This window comes from Anabaena sp. FACHB-595 (assembly GCF_048568275.1).
GTDB lineage: Bacteria > Cyanobacteriota > Cyanobacteriia > Cyanobacteriales > Nostocaceae > Trichormus.
The window spans coordinates 3,512,124-3,529,212 of record NZ_CP183473.1 but is presented as its reverse complement, the minus strand read 5'-3'; the positions used below and the strand labels follow the sequence as shown (position 1 = coordinate 3,529,212).

General features: G+C 42.1%; 12 protein-coding genes, 1 tRNA gene and 2 CRISPR repeat arrays. Of the genes, 2 read left to right on the top strand and 11 right to left on the bottom strand.

What is annotated here, in order from left to right:
- Together ACN222_RS14435 and ACN222_RS14430 are read right to left on the bottom strand one after the other, a co-directional pair.
- Positions 1 to 74: transfer RNA gene (locus ACN222_RS14435), tRNA-Val, on the bottom strand.
- A gap of 51 nt (positions 75 to 125) precedes the next feature.
- A complete protein-coding gene (locus ACN222_RS14430; RefSeq protein ID WP_010997043.1) occupies positions 126 to 1,622 on the bottom strand; it encodes a hypothetical protein in 1,497 nt (498 codons plus the stop codon).
- 183 nt (positions 1,623 to 1,805) lie between these two features.
- Between ACN222_RS14430 and ACN222_RS14425 the strand changes: the two genes are divergently transcribed.
- Positions 1,806 to 2,582 (top strand): SDR family NAD(P)-dependent oxidoreductase, encoded by a 777-nt coding sequence (locus ACN222_RS14425; protein WP_096637157.1) that lies wholly within the window; start codon positions 1,806 to 1,808, stop codon positions 2,580 to 2,582.
- Between the two features lie 22 nt (positions 2,583 to 2,604).
- On the opposite strand, the gene ACN222_RS14420 is transcribed toward ACN222_RS14425, so the two are convergent.
- The 7 genes from ACN222_RS14420 to ACN222_RS14390 form a co-directional block, all read right to left on the bottom strand.
- Entirely contained in the window at positions 2,605 to 3,384 is a 780-nt protein-coding gene (locus ACN222_RS14420) for a photosystem II S4 domain protein (RefSeq protein ID WP_010997041.1), read from the bottom strand.
- A 113-nt stretch (positions 3,385 to 3,497) separates the two neighbouring features.
- Positions 3,498 to 4,004 (bottom strand): hypothetical protein, encoded by a 507-nt coding sequence (locus tag ACN222_RS14415; RefSeq protein ID WP_010997040.1) that lies wholly within the window; start codon positions 4,002 to 4,004, stop codon positions 3,498 to 3,500.
- Between the two features lie 137 nt (positions 4,005 to 4,141).
- On the bottom strand, positions 4,142 to 4,519 hold the full coding sequence (locus ACN222_RS14410) for a hypothetical protein (protein WP_010997039.1): 378 nt from the start codon (positions 4,517 to 4,519) through the stop codon (positions 4,142 to 4,144).
- 88 nt (positions 4,520 to 4,607) lie between these two features.
- The gene (locus ACN222_RS14405; protein ID WP_010997038.1) at positions 4,608 to 6,836 is read right to left on the bottom strand and encodes a TolC family protein; all 2,229 of its coding nucleotides are present in this window, start codon (positions 6,834 to 6,836) and stop codon (positions 4,608 to 4,610) included.
- A 104-nt stretch (positions 6,837 to 6,940) separates the two neighbouring features.
- Entirely contained in the window at positions 6,941 to 8,500 is a 1,560-nt protein-coding gene (gene kaiC / locus ACN222_RS14400; protein WP_010997037.1) for a circadian clock protein KaiC, read from the bottom strand.
- A 74-nt stretch (positions 8,501 to 8,574) separates the two neighbouring features.
- Positions 8,575 to 8,901, bottom strand: coding sequence for a circadian clock protein KaiB (gene kaiB / locus ACN222_RS14395; RefSeq protein WP_010997036.1), 327 nt, complete (start codon positions 8,899 to 8,901; stop codon positions 8,575 to 8,577).
- A 105-nt stretch (positions 8,902 to 9,006) separates the two neighbouring features.
- Positions 9,007 to 9,315 carry a circadian clock protein KaiA gene (locus ACN222_RS14390; RefSeq protein ID WP_010997035.1) on the bottom strand — a complete coding sequence of 103 codons (309 nt, stop codon included), beginning with the start codon at positions 9,313 to 9,315 and terminating at the stop codon, positions 9,007 to 9,009.
- 925 nt (positions 9,316 to 10,240) lie between these two features.
- Here ACN222_RS14390 and ACN222_RS14385 point away from each other — a divergent pair.
- Positions 10,241 to 13,582, top strand: a complete 3,342-nt coding sequence (locus tag ACN222_RS14385; RefSeq protein WP_044523071.1) for an ATP-binding protein — start codon at positions 10,241 to 10,243, stop codon at positions 13,580 to 13,582.
- Between the two features lie 266 nt (positions 13,583 to 13,848).
- Positions 13,849 to 14,393: a CRISPR direct-repeat array (repeat unit 37 nt; unit sequence GTTTTAACTAACAAAAATCCCTATCAGGGATTGAAAC).
- A gap of 174 nt (positions 14,394 to 14,567) precedes the next feature.
- Positions 14,568 to 15,116: a CRISPR direct-repeat array (repeat unit 37 nt; unit sequence GTTTTAACTAACAAAAATCCCTATCAGGGATTGAAAC).
- Between the two features lie 70 nt (positions 15,117 to 15,186).
- Here the strand turns inward: ACN222_RS14385 and ACN222_RS14380 are convergent.
- The gene (locus ACN222_RS14380; RefSeq protein ID WP_010997033.1) at positions 15,187 to 15,819 is read right to left on the bottom strand and encodes an exopolysaccharide biosynthesis protein; all 633 of its coding nucleotides are present in this window, start codon (positions 15,817 to 15,819) and stop codon (positions 15,187 to 15,189) included.
- Positions 15,820 to 15,964: 145 nt separating this feature from the next.
- The gene (locus tag ACN222_RS14375) at positions 15,965 to 16,840 is read right to left on the bottom strand and encodes a lipid kinase (RefSeq protein ID WP_044521530.1); all 876 of its coding nucleotides are present in this window, start codon (positions 16,838 to 16,840) and stop codon (positions 15,965 to 15,967) included.
- Positions 16,841 to 17,089 lie beyond the last annotated feature (249 nt).

Genomic DNA, 17,089 nt, shown 5'->3' with positions numbered 1-17,089 from the left:
TGGACGTAACTGGATTCGAACCAGTGACCTCTACGATGTCAACGTAGCGCTCTAACCAACTGAGCTATACGTCCTTAACCACACGATTTATAACAGTAACACACATTTTTCATAAAAGCAAAGTTTTATTGTTTCAGTCGCTTCTGCGCCAAAGCCAGTAGTCTTTGCCCTTCAGGGTAGGCGGTTGTTCCCGGCTTGATAGTGTTGAGTTGGTTGATAATCCCTTGTATTTGACCTTGGAACCGTTGCGGGTCGGAGGGAGGAGCAGCAATCAAACTTTGAATTTGCTCATTAGCTTGTTTCAGTGATGACTGCGACTCAGTTTCAGCTTGCAGTCGAGTTTCGATAATTCCTAAGTTGGTTTGGTACGTTGCTAATAATTTCTGCGCTTCCACATAACCTGGTTCTTCTACGCGCACATTTTCTAATTGCTCAATTGCTGTTGACCACAGTTTAGCAATTTGCCTCCATTGTGTTTCTGTATGTGGTGGGTTTTGGGAGGCTTGAGCAGCAGCCAAGGCGAATTGTTTGGCTCCCTCAATCAATTTGCCACTTTTAGGATCAACAATGCCCTGAATTTTGCCTTGGTAAATTGCTAATAACTTTTGTGCTTCCAAGTATCTAGGGTTTTCTAAGGGAACTTGGTTGATGCGATTCATGGCTTGTTGCCATAATTCCGAGGCTGTCTGTGGCTGTGTTTGCTTGATTTTCTCGGCGGCGAGATCAAATTCTTGAGCCGCGACAATGAAACTACCAATTCGAGCGTTTTCAAAATCCCGTGTGTAGGCTCTTAGCTTCGCTTTTGCGGTTTTTGCGGCTAATGTTTGTGCGGGAATTTCTTCCAACTGGTCGATTCCTGCTTGCCAAGAAGCGATCGCCTGTTCTCTATCTTTGCTATTAGTAGCTTGTTCATATTGTTTTTTCGCCAATTCTATCGCTAGTTCACCTTGATTGAGAGGTGTTAAAGCGTTCTTATCTTGAAAAACAACGGCACTAATTCGCGCTGTCCGTTGACGAGCTGCTTCAAACTCATCTAAAGTGAATCGCCAACTGCAACCAAACAAACTACAGTAAGCCTGGGGATAATATCCCAAAAACCAAACTGGTAGATTATCTAGATGTTTTTGTGCTTCTTTGACCTTTTTTCCTCCCTCCTCAATATCAGATGAACTCGTAGCTTTATTAATTAACTGGTCAGCTTGCTCCAGATTTTGAATTACTCCCCGATAGTGATAATCCATACTCATATAGCTGGGTAACAGTAGGATTGGTAATGTTCTCGCCACAGGCCAGCGAATCATGGGATAAGGTAAATTCACTACCCAGACAATCCCCGCCGAACTACCCACGAGAATTACTGTCCATTTGATTTTGGTAAATATTCCAGGCGCTTGATTAGCTTTTGCAGCTTGCTTGAGGATTTTCTCACTGAATTGTGGATATATGTCCACCACTGTATCTCTTAGTTCGTCTATCTGTGCAGGAGAGCCTTTTTCTGAACGTAGCTTTTCTAACCTTTTATTTACTATTTCCCGTTCAATCTTACTAACTTGGTCATTACCACTACATTTTTCCACTTCTGCTAGCAATAGTTTCCAGGCTCTTTGATTAAGGCGATACATAGAGATAAAATAGAACTTATGATACTAGTATTCCCAGGATTACCTAAAAAATTAACTGGCAGAAATAAAACAGCGTGTAATCAGGTCAATAGTCTACGGTACTAGATTTTTACTAATGACTAATGACCAAAAAATCTATTGTTAAAATTTATAAGTAGCATAAGAAAATACTTATTATCTAAAATGTCAACTGCTTTAATTACGGGTGCTTCTGGTGGTATTGGTAAAGCCTTTGCTCAAGAATTAGCTGCACGTCAGACCAATCTTGTACTTGTGGCGCGATCGCAACATAAGTTACATCAATTAGCTCAAGAATTACAACAGCAACACAAAATTCAAGTAGATGTAATCGCTAAAGACTTAACAGAAATAGATGCGGTCGCGGATGTATTTGATATAACAAAAAGCAAAGGATTGACGATCGATTGTTTAATTAACAATGCTGGCTTTGGTGATTATGGTGACTTTGCTCAAAGCGATCGCACAAGACAAATTAAAATTATCCAGTTAAACGTTTTAGCATTGGTAGATTTGACCCATAGATTCTTGCCTTTAATGCGTCAAAACCGTTCGGGAAGTATTATTAACGTCGCTTCCATTGCAGGCTTTCAACCGATACCTTATCTTTCAGTGTATGCAGCGAGTAAGGCTTTTATTGTCAGTTTTAGTGAAGCTTTATGGGCAGAAAATCGCCAATATGGTGTTCGTGTTTTAGTTACTTGTCCAGGCCCAACGGAAACTGACTTTTTTGCTGAGGCTAATTTTCCCCAGGCTTTGGCGGAAACCACCAATAAGGTAATGAGTTCTGAGGAAGTTGTCTTGAAATCACTCAAAGCCTTGGAAAACTGGGAACCAACTGTAATTATTAGTGATACCAGTACCCAACTGAGAAGCAATGTGGCTAGACTTGTGCCGCGCAAAACTTTGCTTAGTCTTTTAGCTAAACATTTCAAAGCTTAGTTATCAACTGTCAACTGTCAACTTACATATACCTGGTGAGTTGGACGCGATAACGTTCTTTTTTCGTCACGGCAATTTCTCCAACTTCTAAGCGTCCTTTACCGCGAATGGCGATTAAGTCACCCGATTTTACTTGTGAACTAGCTTGGGTGACTTCTTTCCAATTGACACGGACATCACCGGAATCAATGAAGTCTACCATCTTACTACGGGACATCCCAAAACCAGCAGAGGCGATCGCATCTAACCGTAAAGAAGCTTCCACTGTAGTCAATTCTTTCTTTTTCGGTTCCCGAACTTTTAACTCAGTTAGCTCAATGGGTTGGGTTTTTACAGGAACAGAACGCACCTGATTAAGATGAATTTGCAAAAATTCTGCCAACTCTGGAACAACGATGGCTTGCGCTCCCCGTTCACCCAGAACAATAATATCGCCAGTTTTCTCCCTGACAATCCCCGTTCCCAGCATTGCGCCTAAAAAATCGCGGTGAGTCGCCGAGTCAAATAGGAAATTACCAGCGATTTCAAGCACCAAAAGACTAACTTGAGATTGATCTAAGGGTAACTCAGCACGGGCGATCGCTAATCTTTGGCGTTCTGCTTGCGGATATCCACCCCAAGCCACCAACTGCACGTCTGTTAACCGACTAAACACCCGTTGAATCTCTGCCAACTCTGGCGGAGACAAAAAATCTGTCACAACCACTTCCCAAGTCTTAATAGCTTGCTCTGCTTGATCAATTACACGAGCTACACTATCTCGATTTTCAACACCCTTTAAAAGTTCTTCTCGTGGCAACATTTTTATATAGTCGGTTGTCGGTTGTCAGTTGTCAGTTGTTGGTTGTCGGTTGTTATCTTCCGATACTTACCTAATCCTTAGTCCCCAGTCCCCAGTTTCCAATCCCCAATTCCTCACACAGGACTTGTATCAGCGTAACCTTGGATATTTTCTGGCTCAAACTGACGCAATATTCGGGTTGCTTGGCGAGACAGAGTTTCCGAACCTTGAACTACAACTAAATATTTACCTGCATCTAAGCGATTACGGTAAGGTAAAGCGTCACCACCACCAATAATTAAGCCCACTCCTCCGCCAACAACTACACTACCCATAGCACCACTAGCAGCGCCTAAAATACCGCCAACAACGTGATTACCAATTTCACCCGCCCAGGCGAAGGTATTCAAACCAGTGATGTAGCTAAAGGTAAAACCGGCGAAAAAGCCGAATGGCACTAACCAATATGCCATTAACTGTACTTGCTTTTTAGCTTGGAGATTGGGATCAATCAAGCCAAACTCATCAGCAGTTTTATATCCTCTACCTAAGATAGTGCTATTAATACCTTCTCTTTCTAAGGCTAAGTAAGCAGCTTCTGCTTGGATGCGATCTGGTAATACGGCTACAAGGTAATTCATTGATAGAAAAATTTATCTGATAAAATTTTGCCCTAATTACCAGGGTATCAGTCATTGTTCCATCAATGCAGGCAATGAGGAGATGAGGCAGGGGAGCAGGGGAGAAAAATTTACCCAGTCCCCAATCCCCTACCTCCTCACTTAAGCGCATCTAAAGGCTCACAAAAGTCATTAACACCTTGCTTGAGAATATATATCAAAACTGGTGTTGCCAAAATATTCGGAAATGTGGGCATGGTTTTGAGATGAGCCATCATCTCGGTAATTGAGCCGTTAAGCAAAGCACTACGGAATTCTGGCTCACAAATAACAGCACGCCACTTTCTCGCCAGAGCATCTAACCACTCGGCGTTAGCTCGTTCTGGTTCTTGTCCTGCTTTGATGGCTAGTGTCATCGCCGCATCTTCTAAATCTCCTTCGCAGTCCTCAATTAAGTCCAAAGCCTCCATTGCCCCCAGATCGTCTGCCAATTGAGAGCGAAACAATGCTATTTCTTGTGATGTAACTGTAGTCATGAGTAAATAATCAGTAGTGCATAGTCCATAGTTTATAGTCAGTTGACCGTTGACTAATGACCGTTGACTAATGACTACTGACTACCGACTACTGACTACTAATTAATGCTCTAGAAGTGACAGCACGTTGTAGTTCAGCTAAGGCGCGGTTGTAATCGAGAATTGCCGTGATTCTGTTACCTTCAGCTTGTGTTAAGTCATTTTCTGAGTTAATCACATCTGTTTGAGTGCCTACACCAGCTTGGAAACGCAACCGCGCTAGACGCAGTGCTTCTCTAGCCTGTTCTAAGGCAACATTGGCAGTTTGCACGTTTTCTAAGTTGGAGCGTTGGTTGGTAAAGGCCTGCTCTACTTGGAAGCGGACTTGGTCTCGCTGGCTAGCAAATCGAGTTTCGGCGATCGCAATATTAGCTCTAGCTTGGGATGCTCTGGCTCTAGCGGCTCCACCATCGTACAAGTTTAAGGTCGCCCTCACGCCGACAGAATAACCGTCAGTCAGACCGACACCATCATCAAACTGATCGAGCAGGTTGTAGTTAGCAACAAAGCTGACTTGTGGCCCCAAGGTTGCTAATGCTTGCCGGCGTTGTTGCTCGCTGATGTTTCTTTGTGCCAATTGCTGATGCAATTCGGGACGGTTTTGATAGGCGAGGATGATGCTTTGTTCTAGGGATTGGTTCCACAGCCCTGCTAATTGTACAGGGTCGGCAGCGCTGATATTTACAGCCTGAGGAACGCTTAACAGGGTTGCTAGTTGACGACGAGTCGTTTGTTGCCGAGACAGGTTATTTGTTAGCTGTTGGGTGTTATTAGCTAAGTTTACTTGCGATCGCAGCACATCAAATCTAGTACCCACCCCAGCCCTTTCTAAGGCTTCCGCATCTCGCAAGCTAGCTTGGGCATTTTCCACAGCCGACCGAGCAATACGGACTTGTTCATCTGCCTGTTGCAAGTCGTAATATGCTCTAGTCACACTCAGGCGAATTTCTTCTGACTGGCGCTCTACATCCAACTCATTAAAACGTACCTGTTCCTCAGCTTCTTGAATAGCAGCTTTCCTTCTCCCAGAAGTATAAAGGTCGTAGGATAATTGTGCTTGGCTATTAAAGGCTGTACCAGGTTCATCGTTGTTGCCAACTCCTCCCTGCTTACTAATCAATTCGTCCTGAAGTTGACCGCTTGCAGACTGACTGCGGGTAACGTCACTACTGACAGATAAGTTGGGTAATAAAGCGGCCTGTGCTTCTTTTAGCAAGGCTTGAGTGCGTTGCAGTTCCAACAAAGAAACTTGTAAATCCCGATTGCTCCGCCGTGCCAGTTCCAGCGCTTGTGTCAAGGTAATCGGCTGATTCTCCTTGAGTGTCACTTCTTCTGGTTTGGTGGGAAATTGCAGAGGATTGGCATTGGGAATCAGGTTTTGCGGCACTTCTACAGCACCCGCAGGTGCTTGAGTATTGACTGGCGCTGATTCCGTCTGGACAGGTGCAACTCTTGGTGACTGAGTATCTGCTGGTGCTGATTCAGTCGATACAGGAGTATCTGTCGGTGCTGATTCGTTCGGTACAGGAGTATCTGTCGGTGCTTGAGTATCTACTAGCGTTGATTCGTCCGGTACAGGAACAGAAGCAGGGTCTTGTGTAGTATTACCCTGAGCTATCTGCTGTCCAGTTAGCTTGGTCAGTTGACAAGTTTGTGGTGAGCAACTGCTGATATTTAAGAGTTTTGCTGCGCCGACATGATTTGCTTTGGTCTGCAAAAGCATTGGTAACTGGGTTTTCAGTTTTTCCTGTGGCGCAGGATTTTGTAAATAAGACGGAGAAAAAGTTTGTTGTCCAGCCAGCAGGGTAGAGGAGGTAGTAGAAACTACTTTTGTTACTAATTTCGGTTTAGTAATCCCTGAGTTAATTTGTTTTTGTTGGCTGGAAAAACGCCTTTGTTTTAGCCTTTGAGAAAGAGTCAGTTTAGATTTGAGAGGGAAATTTTTAACTTCATCTTGTCGAGATTTTTGTTCTCTATCGATACCAGTATTTTCTGTCAAGATTATTGGGTGACTGTGACTACTGGAAAATTGTAAATTTGGTGTAGTCACACCAGAAGTGGGAATGATGTCTGGAAAAATCTGGACTGTAGCATTAGGCAGTTGTGTCTGACTTTTGTCTACTAGCAAAGTTTGACTATTTTGAGTAGCCACAACACTAGAAGAAGGCACAAGTTGTACACTACTTACTTTCATGGCTTCAGCCACAGCTGGCTGAGTCGTCAATACTGCTGCTGTTACACCAGGCAAGAAACTATAGAATAAGTGTTGTCCTTTCACCGCATCCCCTCACACGAAAATTAATCTGGCGGCAGAAAACTTTTCTTCACCACAGAATATAGCACGATACTAAATTTAAAGAGGAATATAGTACGATACCAAATTTAGGAATCGGAACCCTGTTTGTCTTCAAAACGTCTGACTATCCGAGAAAGTTCCGCTTTCTCGTCAATACTAACGCGGGTAGGAGAGCCACTGACAATTCTTTCGTAGTTACGGAAAGAATCTTGAATTTCTGGGCCATCTGCCGTGATATTATATTCTCTGATTCCTTTGTCGTGCCAGGAACCTCTCATCTTAAATACGTTAATTGCTCTTGACATTTCCCCACGAATCTCTACGTACTGTAGCATTAAGATTGTGTCGGTAATTGTAGAGATGTGAGAGTCAGTTATGGAATGAGACCCCATAAATTGGTCAGTTGTGTTAGTAAAGAAGCCAGTAATTTCTTCTTGTTTGGCATAACCTGTGACACCAATAACAAACTGCCGGAAAGCATTATTACTTACACCTCTAGCAAGTGCTGACAGTGAATCAATAGCAATTCTCGCTGGTTTAAAATAGGCAATTTCGGACTTAATAATTTGCAGGTGGTCTTCTAAGCCAGTTGATTCTGGGTAGGTACAAATAATTTTCAGTAAACCTTGGCTTTCTAATTCTTCAAAATCAATACCCCAAGAATAAGCATTCCGAGATAGTTGAGCGCGTGATTCTTCATAAGCGAATAATATCGCTCGCTCGTTGTTGACGCAGCCATTTTGTAAAAATTTGCTCACTAACAGGGTTTTACCTGTACCTGTAGCGCCTGTGGCTAAAATAATTGAGTCTTTAAAGAACCCACCACCGCACATTCCATCTAGAGTTTTAACACCAGAAGAAACCCGGACATTAGAAGACCTTTGAGTCAAGCGCATTGCTCCTAATGGGAAAATGTTCACACCATCATTGGTAATTGTGAAAGGATACTCACCTTTCATGTGAGTTGTACCGCGCAATTTCAGTATTTCAATGGTGCGGCGGCGACGTTCTCCTTCTAAAACGTTACGGGCTATGACCACGTTATCGGATACAAATTCCTCTACACCAAAGGAGGCTACTGGCCCATATTCTTCGCTGCGTTCGGTGGTAATTATTGTAGTGACATTCAGTTGTTTGAGACGCGCTACTAGGCGAAAAATCTCTCGACGCACCACTCCCACTGCTTCATACTGCTGGAATACGGCGGTGATGGAGTCGATGGATACTCTTTTGGCTTTGTATTTGCGAATGGCATATTGCAAGCGCTCAATTAATGCAGAAAGGTCAAAGTTACCAACGATATCTTGACCTTCTGGGTCGGGGGATGCGTCCAGAATAAATAATTTACCCTCATTAATTAGGCGTTGTAAGTTCCAGCCAAAAATATGAGCATTTTTGATGATGTCGCTGGGCGATTCTTCAAAGGTGACAAATACACCTGGTTCATCAAAGAAGCTGATGCCGTTAAAGAGAAACTGTAGAGATAATAAAGTTTTGCCTGTTCCAGAGGTTCCACTGACTAAAGTAGTTCTACCAACGGGCAAGCCGCCATGACTAATATCGTCAAAGCCTTCAATCATCGTGCGAATTTTTTCTACACCATTACCAGATGTATTTTGTTGTTCCTGCTGCTCTTTCTCACTCATCGTTTGCTAATAATGGGGTGCTATCCCCAGTTTTTATATGACTAAAGTTGGTAAATTATTTTTAACACCAAAGATTAAAGATTACTTTGTGCTTCCCAATCTTCTTCTGTTAGTTCTTCATACAACAAATCTAAGCCAATCAGAACTCTTTCCCGATCTGAAAGATCACCAATGATTTTGCGGACTGGTGGGGGTAAAATCTTTGATAATGTCGGGGTGGCTAATATTTTATCTTCTTCTGCTAATTGTGGGTTTTTCAGCACATCTATTACTTTTAGGGCATAAATACCTTGAAACTCCTGTTCTAAAATATTTTTGAGTGTTTTTAACGCCCTGACTGAATTTGGTGTGTTGCCTGCTACGTAAAGCTTGAGGACGTATGTCTTTCTGGCTTTATTCATAAAGGTAGATGATAGAAGTAAGCATTTCAATATAAGGTATCTTCATGAATTTTGTAGTCAGTTAGGTTTCTTTTTTGTGACCACTTATGGTGTAGGGAAATCCTATTATTTAAATATTGCCCCTCTATAGGCTTCACAAAGATGAGCCAGGATATCTATCAGGGTGAGGCGATAATCCATTAAAGTTTCATCACCTCTGCCCTCTAGTCGTAGCTGCTTAGAAAATTCATCAATTAGTTCCATATGAATTTCAATAATTTCTGGCACAGGAATATTAGCACAAAATACTGCATTGATAAATTTATCAATTTTTTCTTTTAATGCTTTGTCTGTAGTAAAGTAACTTAAAAGAATCTGGCGATAATCTGATTTGAGTTGCTGCAATAATATTTGCTGATCAACTTCTTGAGTCATGTGCTGACAAACCTACAGTGCTTGTTGCTTTTGGCATACGAATAAGGAGATTTACTGAAAAAATTTCCGTTAGTCTCTGGGTTTAACCATCTCAGTAAGTAATAGGTTTTTGTACTGATGGCAGGAAATAGAGACAAGAGGGATGGGGAAATGTTTGCAGACCACCTTAAAATCCAAGGCCATGTGCGTAATACTGCACTAGTAGCTAGTTTTAATGGATGATCTAAATTTTCTTTAACATCTGGTGGAAGAATCAATATTAATAGTAGCATTTACATACTTGTGTATTTTGCAATCACCGTCATCCATAGAGGTATGAAAATTAGTGAAAATAATTGGTATTTTTTAAATTAGTAATCCCATTGTTAAAAGATACTCTATGTCAAAATATAGAGTCATAGCTTTTTACTCATTTGTCTATCTGTAATAGTAAATAAGTAAAATGGTTACATTTTGTAAAGTTGTTCATTATCCAAAATAAGTTAGCTAATTCATGATTTACAGATGTATATCTATCCGTGTAGAGATTTCCTATTCTGCTCCCTGATAAGATACTTAAACGGAATTAAAGTATTGTCTCATTCCTAATCATTATAATTCCTCAAGGTTCTAAAGCGAATGTTTGGAGCCATAATTGTTCTAGCCGTCATTATCAACAAAAAATTGAAACATCTGTAGAAAACTGGCGTGCTGATGTTGCCAGAGTTCGGAGGAGCAAAGGAAAATGTCACCGCTCTGAAAGCTAATGAATGCAAATAGTAGTGTTCGAGAGAACCAATCTATTGTTTCAATAGTGTTAAAGCTCTACCAAAATCTCTTATATGAGTCTTCTTGAAAGATATTGCCTCCGGCAGTAACACTATCTGCTCCAATGCTCATGGTGGAGCCAGAGGCTTTCAGAGGAAGAATGATCCCCCAAAGCCTTATGTCAATGCTACAGTATCCGCTTGATGAATTTCTAGCCAATGTAACCAGTTGCTTAGAAACAAGTACTCTGGCAATGGTGCTGGAGATTTTTGAGCAACAGCAATGCGATGGGCGTTCGCGTAGCGTCTCAAAGAGAAGCCCCGCCTTGGGCGATCGCTTGGTGATAGTAAATGAGCAGCAATGCCCCGTTGGGTTGCTGCACTCTGGCCAGCTAGCACGAAAGTTGTTAGCAGCCACAGGTAATGAACTATTTTTAAACTTACAACAGCCACTGTCAACCTTTAGTCAAGCCTTAATTGAACCAATACAGATATTACCAGCCAGCCATAGTGTAGAGCAATTAGGCGTATTCTGGCGGTATCACCAAGCCCATAACTGGGAATATGTATTGGTTGATGGAGAAGGTAAATTCTTGGGTATTCTCGACAGTGTGCGTTTATTGGCAGCATTGGCAAAAGAGCAAACAGCGAATCATCCTCATGCCCCTAACTCTACATATATAGATGGTGTCGAGGCTGGTTTGAGGGGATCACCTATGGGGGGTGGAACGCCATCTCTACAAGAGGCTGCGCCAACGCGACGTTCATTGCGGGATGTCGCCCGTTCTCTGCGAGAGACACCACCAGCGTCTAGAAGCGACCAACTCCAACCATTGGTACAGTTATTAGAGCGCCTACCTTGGCCTTTAATGTTGCAAACCAGTGCAGGTGAGGTGTTAACACGAAATTTAGCTTGGTGGCAACAATTGGGAGCCTTGAAAGATCCAGAGGGTGTGCGTCAACAAGTGGAAGCAATTTTGGCAGCTACCAGGATTAAACAGCCAGAATACGTTGGTCAAAGAAGTACCACAGGCACAAATCATATTCAAGGCTATGAGCAAGTAGGAGAGGAGTTAGCGCAAATACCTGCCACAGGTTTGCTACCCCTATCACCCTACGAACCAACAACCAGCGCCAAAACTAGCTCTAGTCGCTGCTTTTTAGATAGTCAAATGGGTACTTGTACCTGTGTGGTAGAAGTACAGAACGGACAGGAGCGAGTTTGGCAGTTTGCCAAAATTCTGTTAGATAATACCGATTTAAAATTGCCCAACACCGATGATTTATGGCTGGTGTTGGCGACGGATGTCACAGAACAGCAGCAACTTTGTAAAGAACTTGCTGCCAAAAATGCTGATCTCATTCAGTTAAATCGCTTAAAAGATGAATTTTTAGCTTGTATCAGTCATGAATTGAAAACACCCTTAACAGCAGTTTTGGGCTTATCGCGGTTGTTGGTAGACCAGCAATTGGGGGAACTCAACGAACGCCAAGCTCGTTATGCGGGGCTAATTCACCAAAGTGGTCGCCACCTGATGAGCGTGGTGAATGACATTTTGGATTTAACCCGCATGGAAACAGGGCAAATGGAATTGACCCCAGTACCAGTGAGTATTAGGGCTGTGTGCGATCGCGCTCTTTCAGAAGCCAAAGCGATCCATAATCAAACTAGTAAAGGCAGCACCACAGAAGCCACTCGCCAATCTACTCCTGAATTTACCCTTTCAATGGAACTGGACTTAGACCAGATAGTGGCTGATGAGTTGCGTCTGCGCCAAATGCTGGTTCACCTGTTATCTAACGCTTTCAAATTTACAGAAATATCCGGCGAAATTGGCTTAAGAGTCAGTCACTGGGAAGGATGGATTGCCTTTACAGTTTGGGATACAGGAATTGGTATTCCCGAACACCAACAACATTTAATCTTTCAAAAGTTCCAACAATTAGAAAATCCCCTCACCCGCCAATTTGAAGGTACAGGCTTAGGATTGGTCTTAACTAGGGCTTTAGCTCGTCTCCACGGCGGCGATGTCAGCTTTTTGTCGCGGGAAGGTAAAGGCAGTCAATTTACCTTGTTGTTACCACCTAGCCCACCCAGCAGTGGTTTTGCTGAGTCGGAAACGGTGGTGGAAGATATACCCACCGCCAACACCAACACCCGCAATCGGGTAACTAATACTGGGCAAAATCATAATATTTCCTCCCAAAGATTAGTCTTGGTAGTGGAAGCCGTAGCCCGATATATAGAAGACTTGACAGACCAACTCAAAACTTTAGGCTATCGAGTAGTAATTGCGCGCTCAGGAACAGAAGCTGTGGAAAAAGCCAGGCGTTTGCAACCGAAAGCCATCTTTTTAAATCCCCTGTTACCTTTGCTGTCTGGTTGGGATGTGCTGACTTTGCTAAAATCCGATGGTGCAACTCGTCATATTCCGGTAGTTGTCACTGCTACAGGCGCAGAAAAAGACATAGCCTTTGCTAACCGCGCCGATGGTTTCCTCAGCTTGCCAGTAGAGCAGCAATCTCTAACACCATTGTTAGATAAACTATGTGGCAAACCGACGGTGCAGTCACTAGGTTTAGGGATTAATGAAAAGAATCAATCAAAAAAGACTCTAAGGATTCTGCGGTTAGTTGATGCGGAACTGGAATCTATCAATCCCCATCCTTCACTACAGGAACACCGGGTGATTGAGGTGGATGATTTAGACCAAGCCGAACTTTTGGCTAGGGTTTGGCAGTTTGATGTCATTTTGTTGGATGTAGAAACTTCTCTAGCCCAAACTTATCTACAACAATTAACTCAGCATCCCCGCCTAGCCGCTTTACCGTTAGTAACTTGTGATGTAGAAACGACCTTGGCTGCTTCCCAAATTCCTGGTCTTTCTGTGTTTCCTTGTTTAACACCCCGTGTGAGGGATAACGATAGTGAGCTACGCAAGGGCAAACTAGATCCCTTACTATCTGTGCTACAAATTGCCTCTGGTATCTGCTACCCACCAAACATCTTTGTAGTAGACTTGGCAATGCTAGAGGATTTACCACAAACTAGACGCAAACCAGCCAAGGTTTCTGGTACAGAGAGAAAAACTGTCAGCCGTGGGGAAGTTGCAGAACGGGGAACTGAATGGTTCCAAGCTTTAATTCAGTACTTACAAACAGCCGGCTTAAAAGCCACAATGGCGCGCTGTTGGGCAGAAGTCTTACAACAAATTCGCCACAATAGCGTTGATTTACTGCTGATTTGTCTAGGAGAATCAGCTATCCATCCAGAAGCAGTAAAAGCTTTGAAAGCACTACAGGATTTACCTTGCAATTTGCCACCGATTTTAGTTATTGACCAACAACTAAGTCGCTCTCAAGTTACTTCTCGCAGTAAACTGACTCATGCCAAAAAGCAGGAATCTGAATCTATCGCGGGTGTGGCAAAAGCGATCGCTACCCAAATTGTCCCACGTTCCATCTCAATGGAAGACTTATTAACTCAAATTCATCAAACTTTGACTCTCAATGAACGCTAAGGAGTGGCGAGGATTAGCGTCAATCTATAGGTGTTTTTTTCACAGTACCAAATTTTACGGCTAAAATGCTTATACTGTCATGGCTTGAGTCAGTTTAGCTTCAGTATGAGGTTGACGCGATCGCCTGAACCTTTGCTAGAGTATCTTTTTCGGTATTTTTTAAGATGCTACTCTTGACAACCCAATGGCTGAAAAGCTACCTTAGTTTCAGATTGACGCAACCGCACCTTGAAAACTAAATACAGTAAGCCTTCTAGACTCAGGCAGTTTTAACTAACAAAAATCCCTATCAGGGATTGAAACGCTCTTACTGATGCCACATCAATCGCTGTAGATGGTTTTAACTAACAAAAATCCCTATCAGGGATTGAAACTGATGTCTAACCCCAGCAATCTAATCGCTGGCGGGTTTTAACTAACAAAAATCCCTATCAGGGATTGAAACGAATCTTCACCCACCCCCCCCCCATCCCGCAAAAAACGTTTTAACTAACAAAAATCCCTATCAGGGATTGAAACTGTTTACTTAGCAAAGAATAGCTTAAATACTTTTGCTATGGTTTTAACTAACAAAAATCCCTATCAGGGATTGAAACAAGAGAAGAGGCAAAGTGAGCCACCCCCCTAGCAGTTTTAACTAACAAAAATCCCTATCAGGGATTGAAACACCCTCAGCCTCTCTATCACGCAATCCAAAGCTAAAGTTTTAACTAACAAAAATCCCTATCAGGGATTGAAACTGACTGTATTAGACGATTTGCTGATAATGTGTGTGTTTTAACTAACAAAAATCCCTATCAGGGATTGAAACCAGACTCATTGATTACAGGTGATCGCTTCTTGTGTTTTAACTAACAAAACGCCGTGTGCAACTTTCTCCCAGACCTAACCCCCAACCCCTTCCCTACAAGGGAAGGGGAGTAATAATTAAAGCCTCTCTCCTTGCAGGGGAGAGGTTTGGAGAGGGGTTTTAAGAATAAGTCGCACATCGCGTTAACAAAAATCCCTATCAGGGATTGAAACTCGCTTATACAACAAAGGGATCTTCTTCAATGTGTGGAACGAAGGTTTTAACTAACAAAAATCCCTATCAGGGATTGAAACTCGCTTATACTGCGTGGGGAAAAACAAGAAAAGGGTTTTAACTAACAAAAATCCCTATCAGGGATTGAAACAGGAAACAGCATCAAAAATAAATAATCTAGCCTCAAGTTTTAACTAACAAAAATCCCTATCATGGATTGAAACTGAGCTTTTTTATCAAGCTATCTTCACTCATGTTTTAACTAACAAAAATCCCTATCAGGGATTGAAACTCGCAGGGCAACCCTCAACAACGGAACCATATCGGTTTTAACTAACAAAAATCCCTATCAGGGATTGAAACAAGTACAGATTCAAGTTGCATCAGCAGTAGCTGCAAGTTTTAACTAACAAAAATCCCTATCAGGGATTGAAACGCTAAAATGCTAAAAAAACAGCAATAACGATTGATAGGTTTTAACTAACAAAAATCCCTATCAGGGATTGAACAAACTCTTAAAACAACCTGCACCTAAAGCCGCTTTACGTAGGGTTTCAAAAAACAAACCCTGGCTAATTATCTATTTAAAAATAGACGGTAGAATGCTAGGAGCCAACCATAAACCGTAACCAATAAATGCAAATATAACTGTAATGACAGCAGTGACGACATAGCTGAGGCAAATTAGTAAACCATCAGATTCAATTGTGGCGATCGCTAATAATAAAATACCAACAGTAGGTATCGGGTTAGTTAAGGGAATTGGTGAGATAAGTAATATTGTCAACCAAGATATACAAAACCCGTTGATACGCCAAATTAATGGGTTATGAGCTATTTTGCTTAACCGGGGACGGGCGATTTTCTCTACAACCTTGGTGACACGCCGCAGATTTTGGAGGAGAAACTGGGCAAAAGGACGGGGGAATTTATAATGAGCGATTTTTTTAGGTAGCCAAGGCGATCGCCTACCCAAAAGCATCTGTACCGATAATATCAGACAGGCAGCACCAAAAGGCCCTGTTGCCCCTGGTGGCATGGGAAACAAGAAAGGCAAAACCAATAATGCAATTACCAAGCTAAAACCACGTTCTGAGGTTTCTGCCAAAATGTCGCCAAGTGTCAAATGCTGTTCGGCTAAACGTTGCAGCAATGACTTAATTTCTTGAGAAAAGCTCAAATGTATTTGGTGTGAGTTGATGTGAATTGCCACAATAATCCCACTTAATCTAACTTAAAATAAATACGAAATATCAATACAAATGCACCCACCATTATTTCTTACGATATCAAGTCAGTTGTCAGTTGTCAGTTGTCAGTTGTCAGTAGTTATGATTTCCCTCTGCTTCGTCTCTACCTCACACTGGCGGAACTAAAACAGCTACGGCTTTAGGAAGAACGCGAAATGTGGCGGGGGTGTAGGTTGTGATTTCACCATCCGTATTGATGGCACGGGGTTTACGTGTATAAACTTCAAACTCCTGTCCGTTGAGGGCGCGGACGTTTTGTCGATGAATGTGTCTGCCATTTCGCATTGCAGGTAATAAGGGAATAATTTCCCACCAATGACTAATTTCTAAACTATAAAGGTCTAGTCTTTGGTCATCAATGCTGGCATCAGGAACTATAGCCATACCACCGCCGTAATAGCGACCATTTCCAACAGCAATTTGTACAGTTTTAACACGGAATACTCTATCTTTAGAGCGAATTTCCGCACTGAAAGGACGAGATTCCCAAATAACTTGTATTGCTGTGACAGCATAAGCAAATACACCCCAACGACGTTTAAATTCTTTAGTAAGTCGGCGGGTAATTTTTACACTTAGCCCTAAACTGGCAACATTAAAAAAGTGTTTACCATTTACCCAACCTAAATCAATACGTCTTAATTCTCCTTCGGCAATTGTTTTACAAGCTTCAGGCAATGAGTTAGAAATTCCTAATGTTCTGGCTAAGTCATTAGCAGTTCCTAGTGGCAAAATTCCTAAAGGTAATTGTGTCTCTACTAAAGCGTCAACGACAGCATTTAATGTACCATCACCACCCCCAACTATAACTAAATCAACTTGATCTTTATATTTATGTATAACTTGCGAAAGGTGTTTAGGATGTTCTGTTGTCTCTTCAATTAACTGAAAATTGAATTTTTTCAGATGATCAATTGCTTCCAATAGACGTTCTTGTCCTTGGCGGGCATGACGATTTACTAATAGCAGTGCGCGGAGGCTCATAAGAGTTCGTAATTTGTAATTCGTGGTTAAGATATAGGAATCTGATTTGATTAGTGTTGGCGTAGCCTGCACTGGCGTATAAAAATCTCAGTATGTGTAGGGTGGGCAATACCCACCGAAACCATGATACGGTGGGCATTGCCCATCCTATGTATATTTCATAAATCAAATATGAGTCCTATATATGGGAATCGAGTTTGACTCTGAAAAGCTTGCTGAAATTTAAAGTCTAAGTGTAAAATGGGCAAT

What these genes read in the sequence shown, in the direction of transcription:
- kaiB (WP_010997036.1), bottom strand. Translation starts at nt 8,901, where the DNA reads ATGAATAAAGCCAGAAAGACATACGTCCTCAAGCTTTACGTAGCAGGC.
- ACN222_RS14375 (WP_044521530.1), bottom strand. Translation starts at nt 16,840, where the DNA reads ATGAGCCTCCGCGCACTGCTATTAGTAAATCGTCATGCCCGCCAAGGA.
- ACN222_RS14410 (WP_010997039.1), bottom strand. Translation starts at nt 4,519, where the DNA reads ATGACTACAGTTACATCACAAGAAATAGCATTGTTTCGCTCTCAATTG.
- kaiC (WP_010997037.1), bottom strand. Translation starts at nt 8,500, where the DNA reads ATGAGTGAGAAAGAGCAGCAGGAACAACAAAATACATCTGGTAATGGT.
- ACN222_RS14415 (WP_010997040.1), bottom strand. Translation starts at nt 4,004, where the DNA reads ATGAATTACCTTGTAGCCGTATTACCAGATCGCATCCAAGCAGAAGCT.
- ACN222_RS14425 (WP_096637157.1), top strand. Translation starts at nt 1,806, where the DNA reads ATGTCAACTGCTTTAATTACGGGTGCTTCTGGTGGTATTGGTAAAGCC.
- ACN222_RS14390 (WP_010997035.1), bottom strand. Translation starts at nt 9,315, where the DNA reads ATGACTCAAGAAGTTGATCAGCAAATATTATTGCAGCAACTCAAATCA.
- ACN222_RS14385 (WP_044523071.1), top strand. Translation starts at nt 10,241, where the DNA reads ATGTCAATGCTACAGTATCCGCTTGATGAATTTCTAGCCAATGTAACC.
- ACN222_RS14430 (WP_010997043.1), bottom strand. Translation starts at nt 1,622, where the DNA reads ATGTATCGCCTTAATCAAAGAGCCTGGAAACTATTGCTAGCAGAAGTG.
- ACN222_RS14420 (WP_010997041.1), bottom strand. Translation starts at nt 3,384, where the DNA reads ATGTTGCCACGAGAAGAACTTTTAAAGGGTGTTGAAAATCGAGATAGT.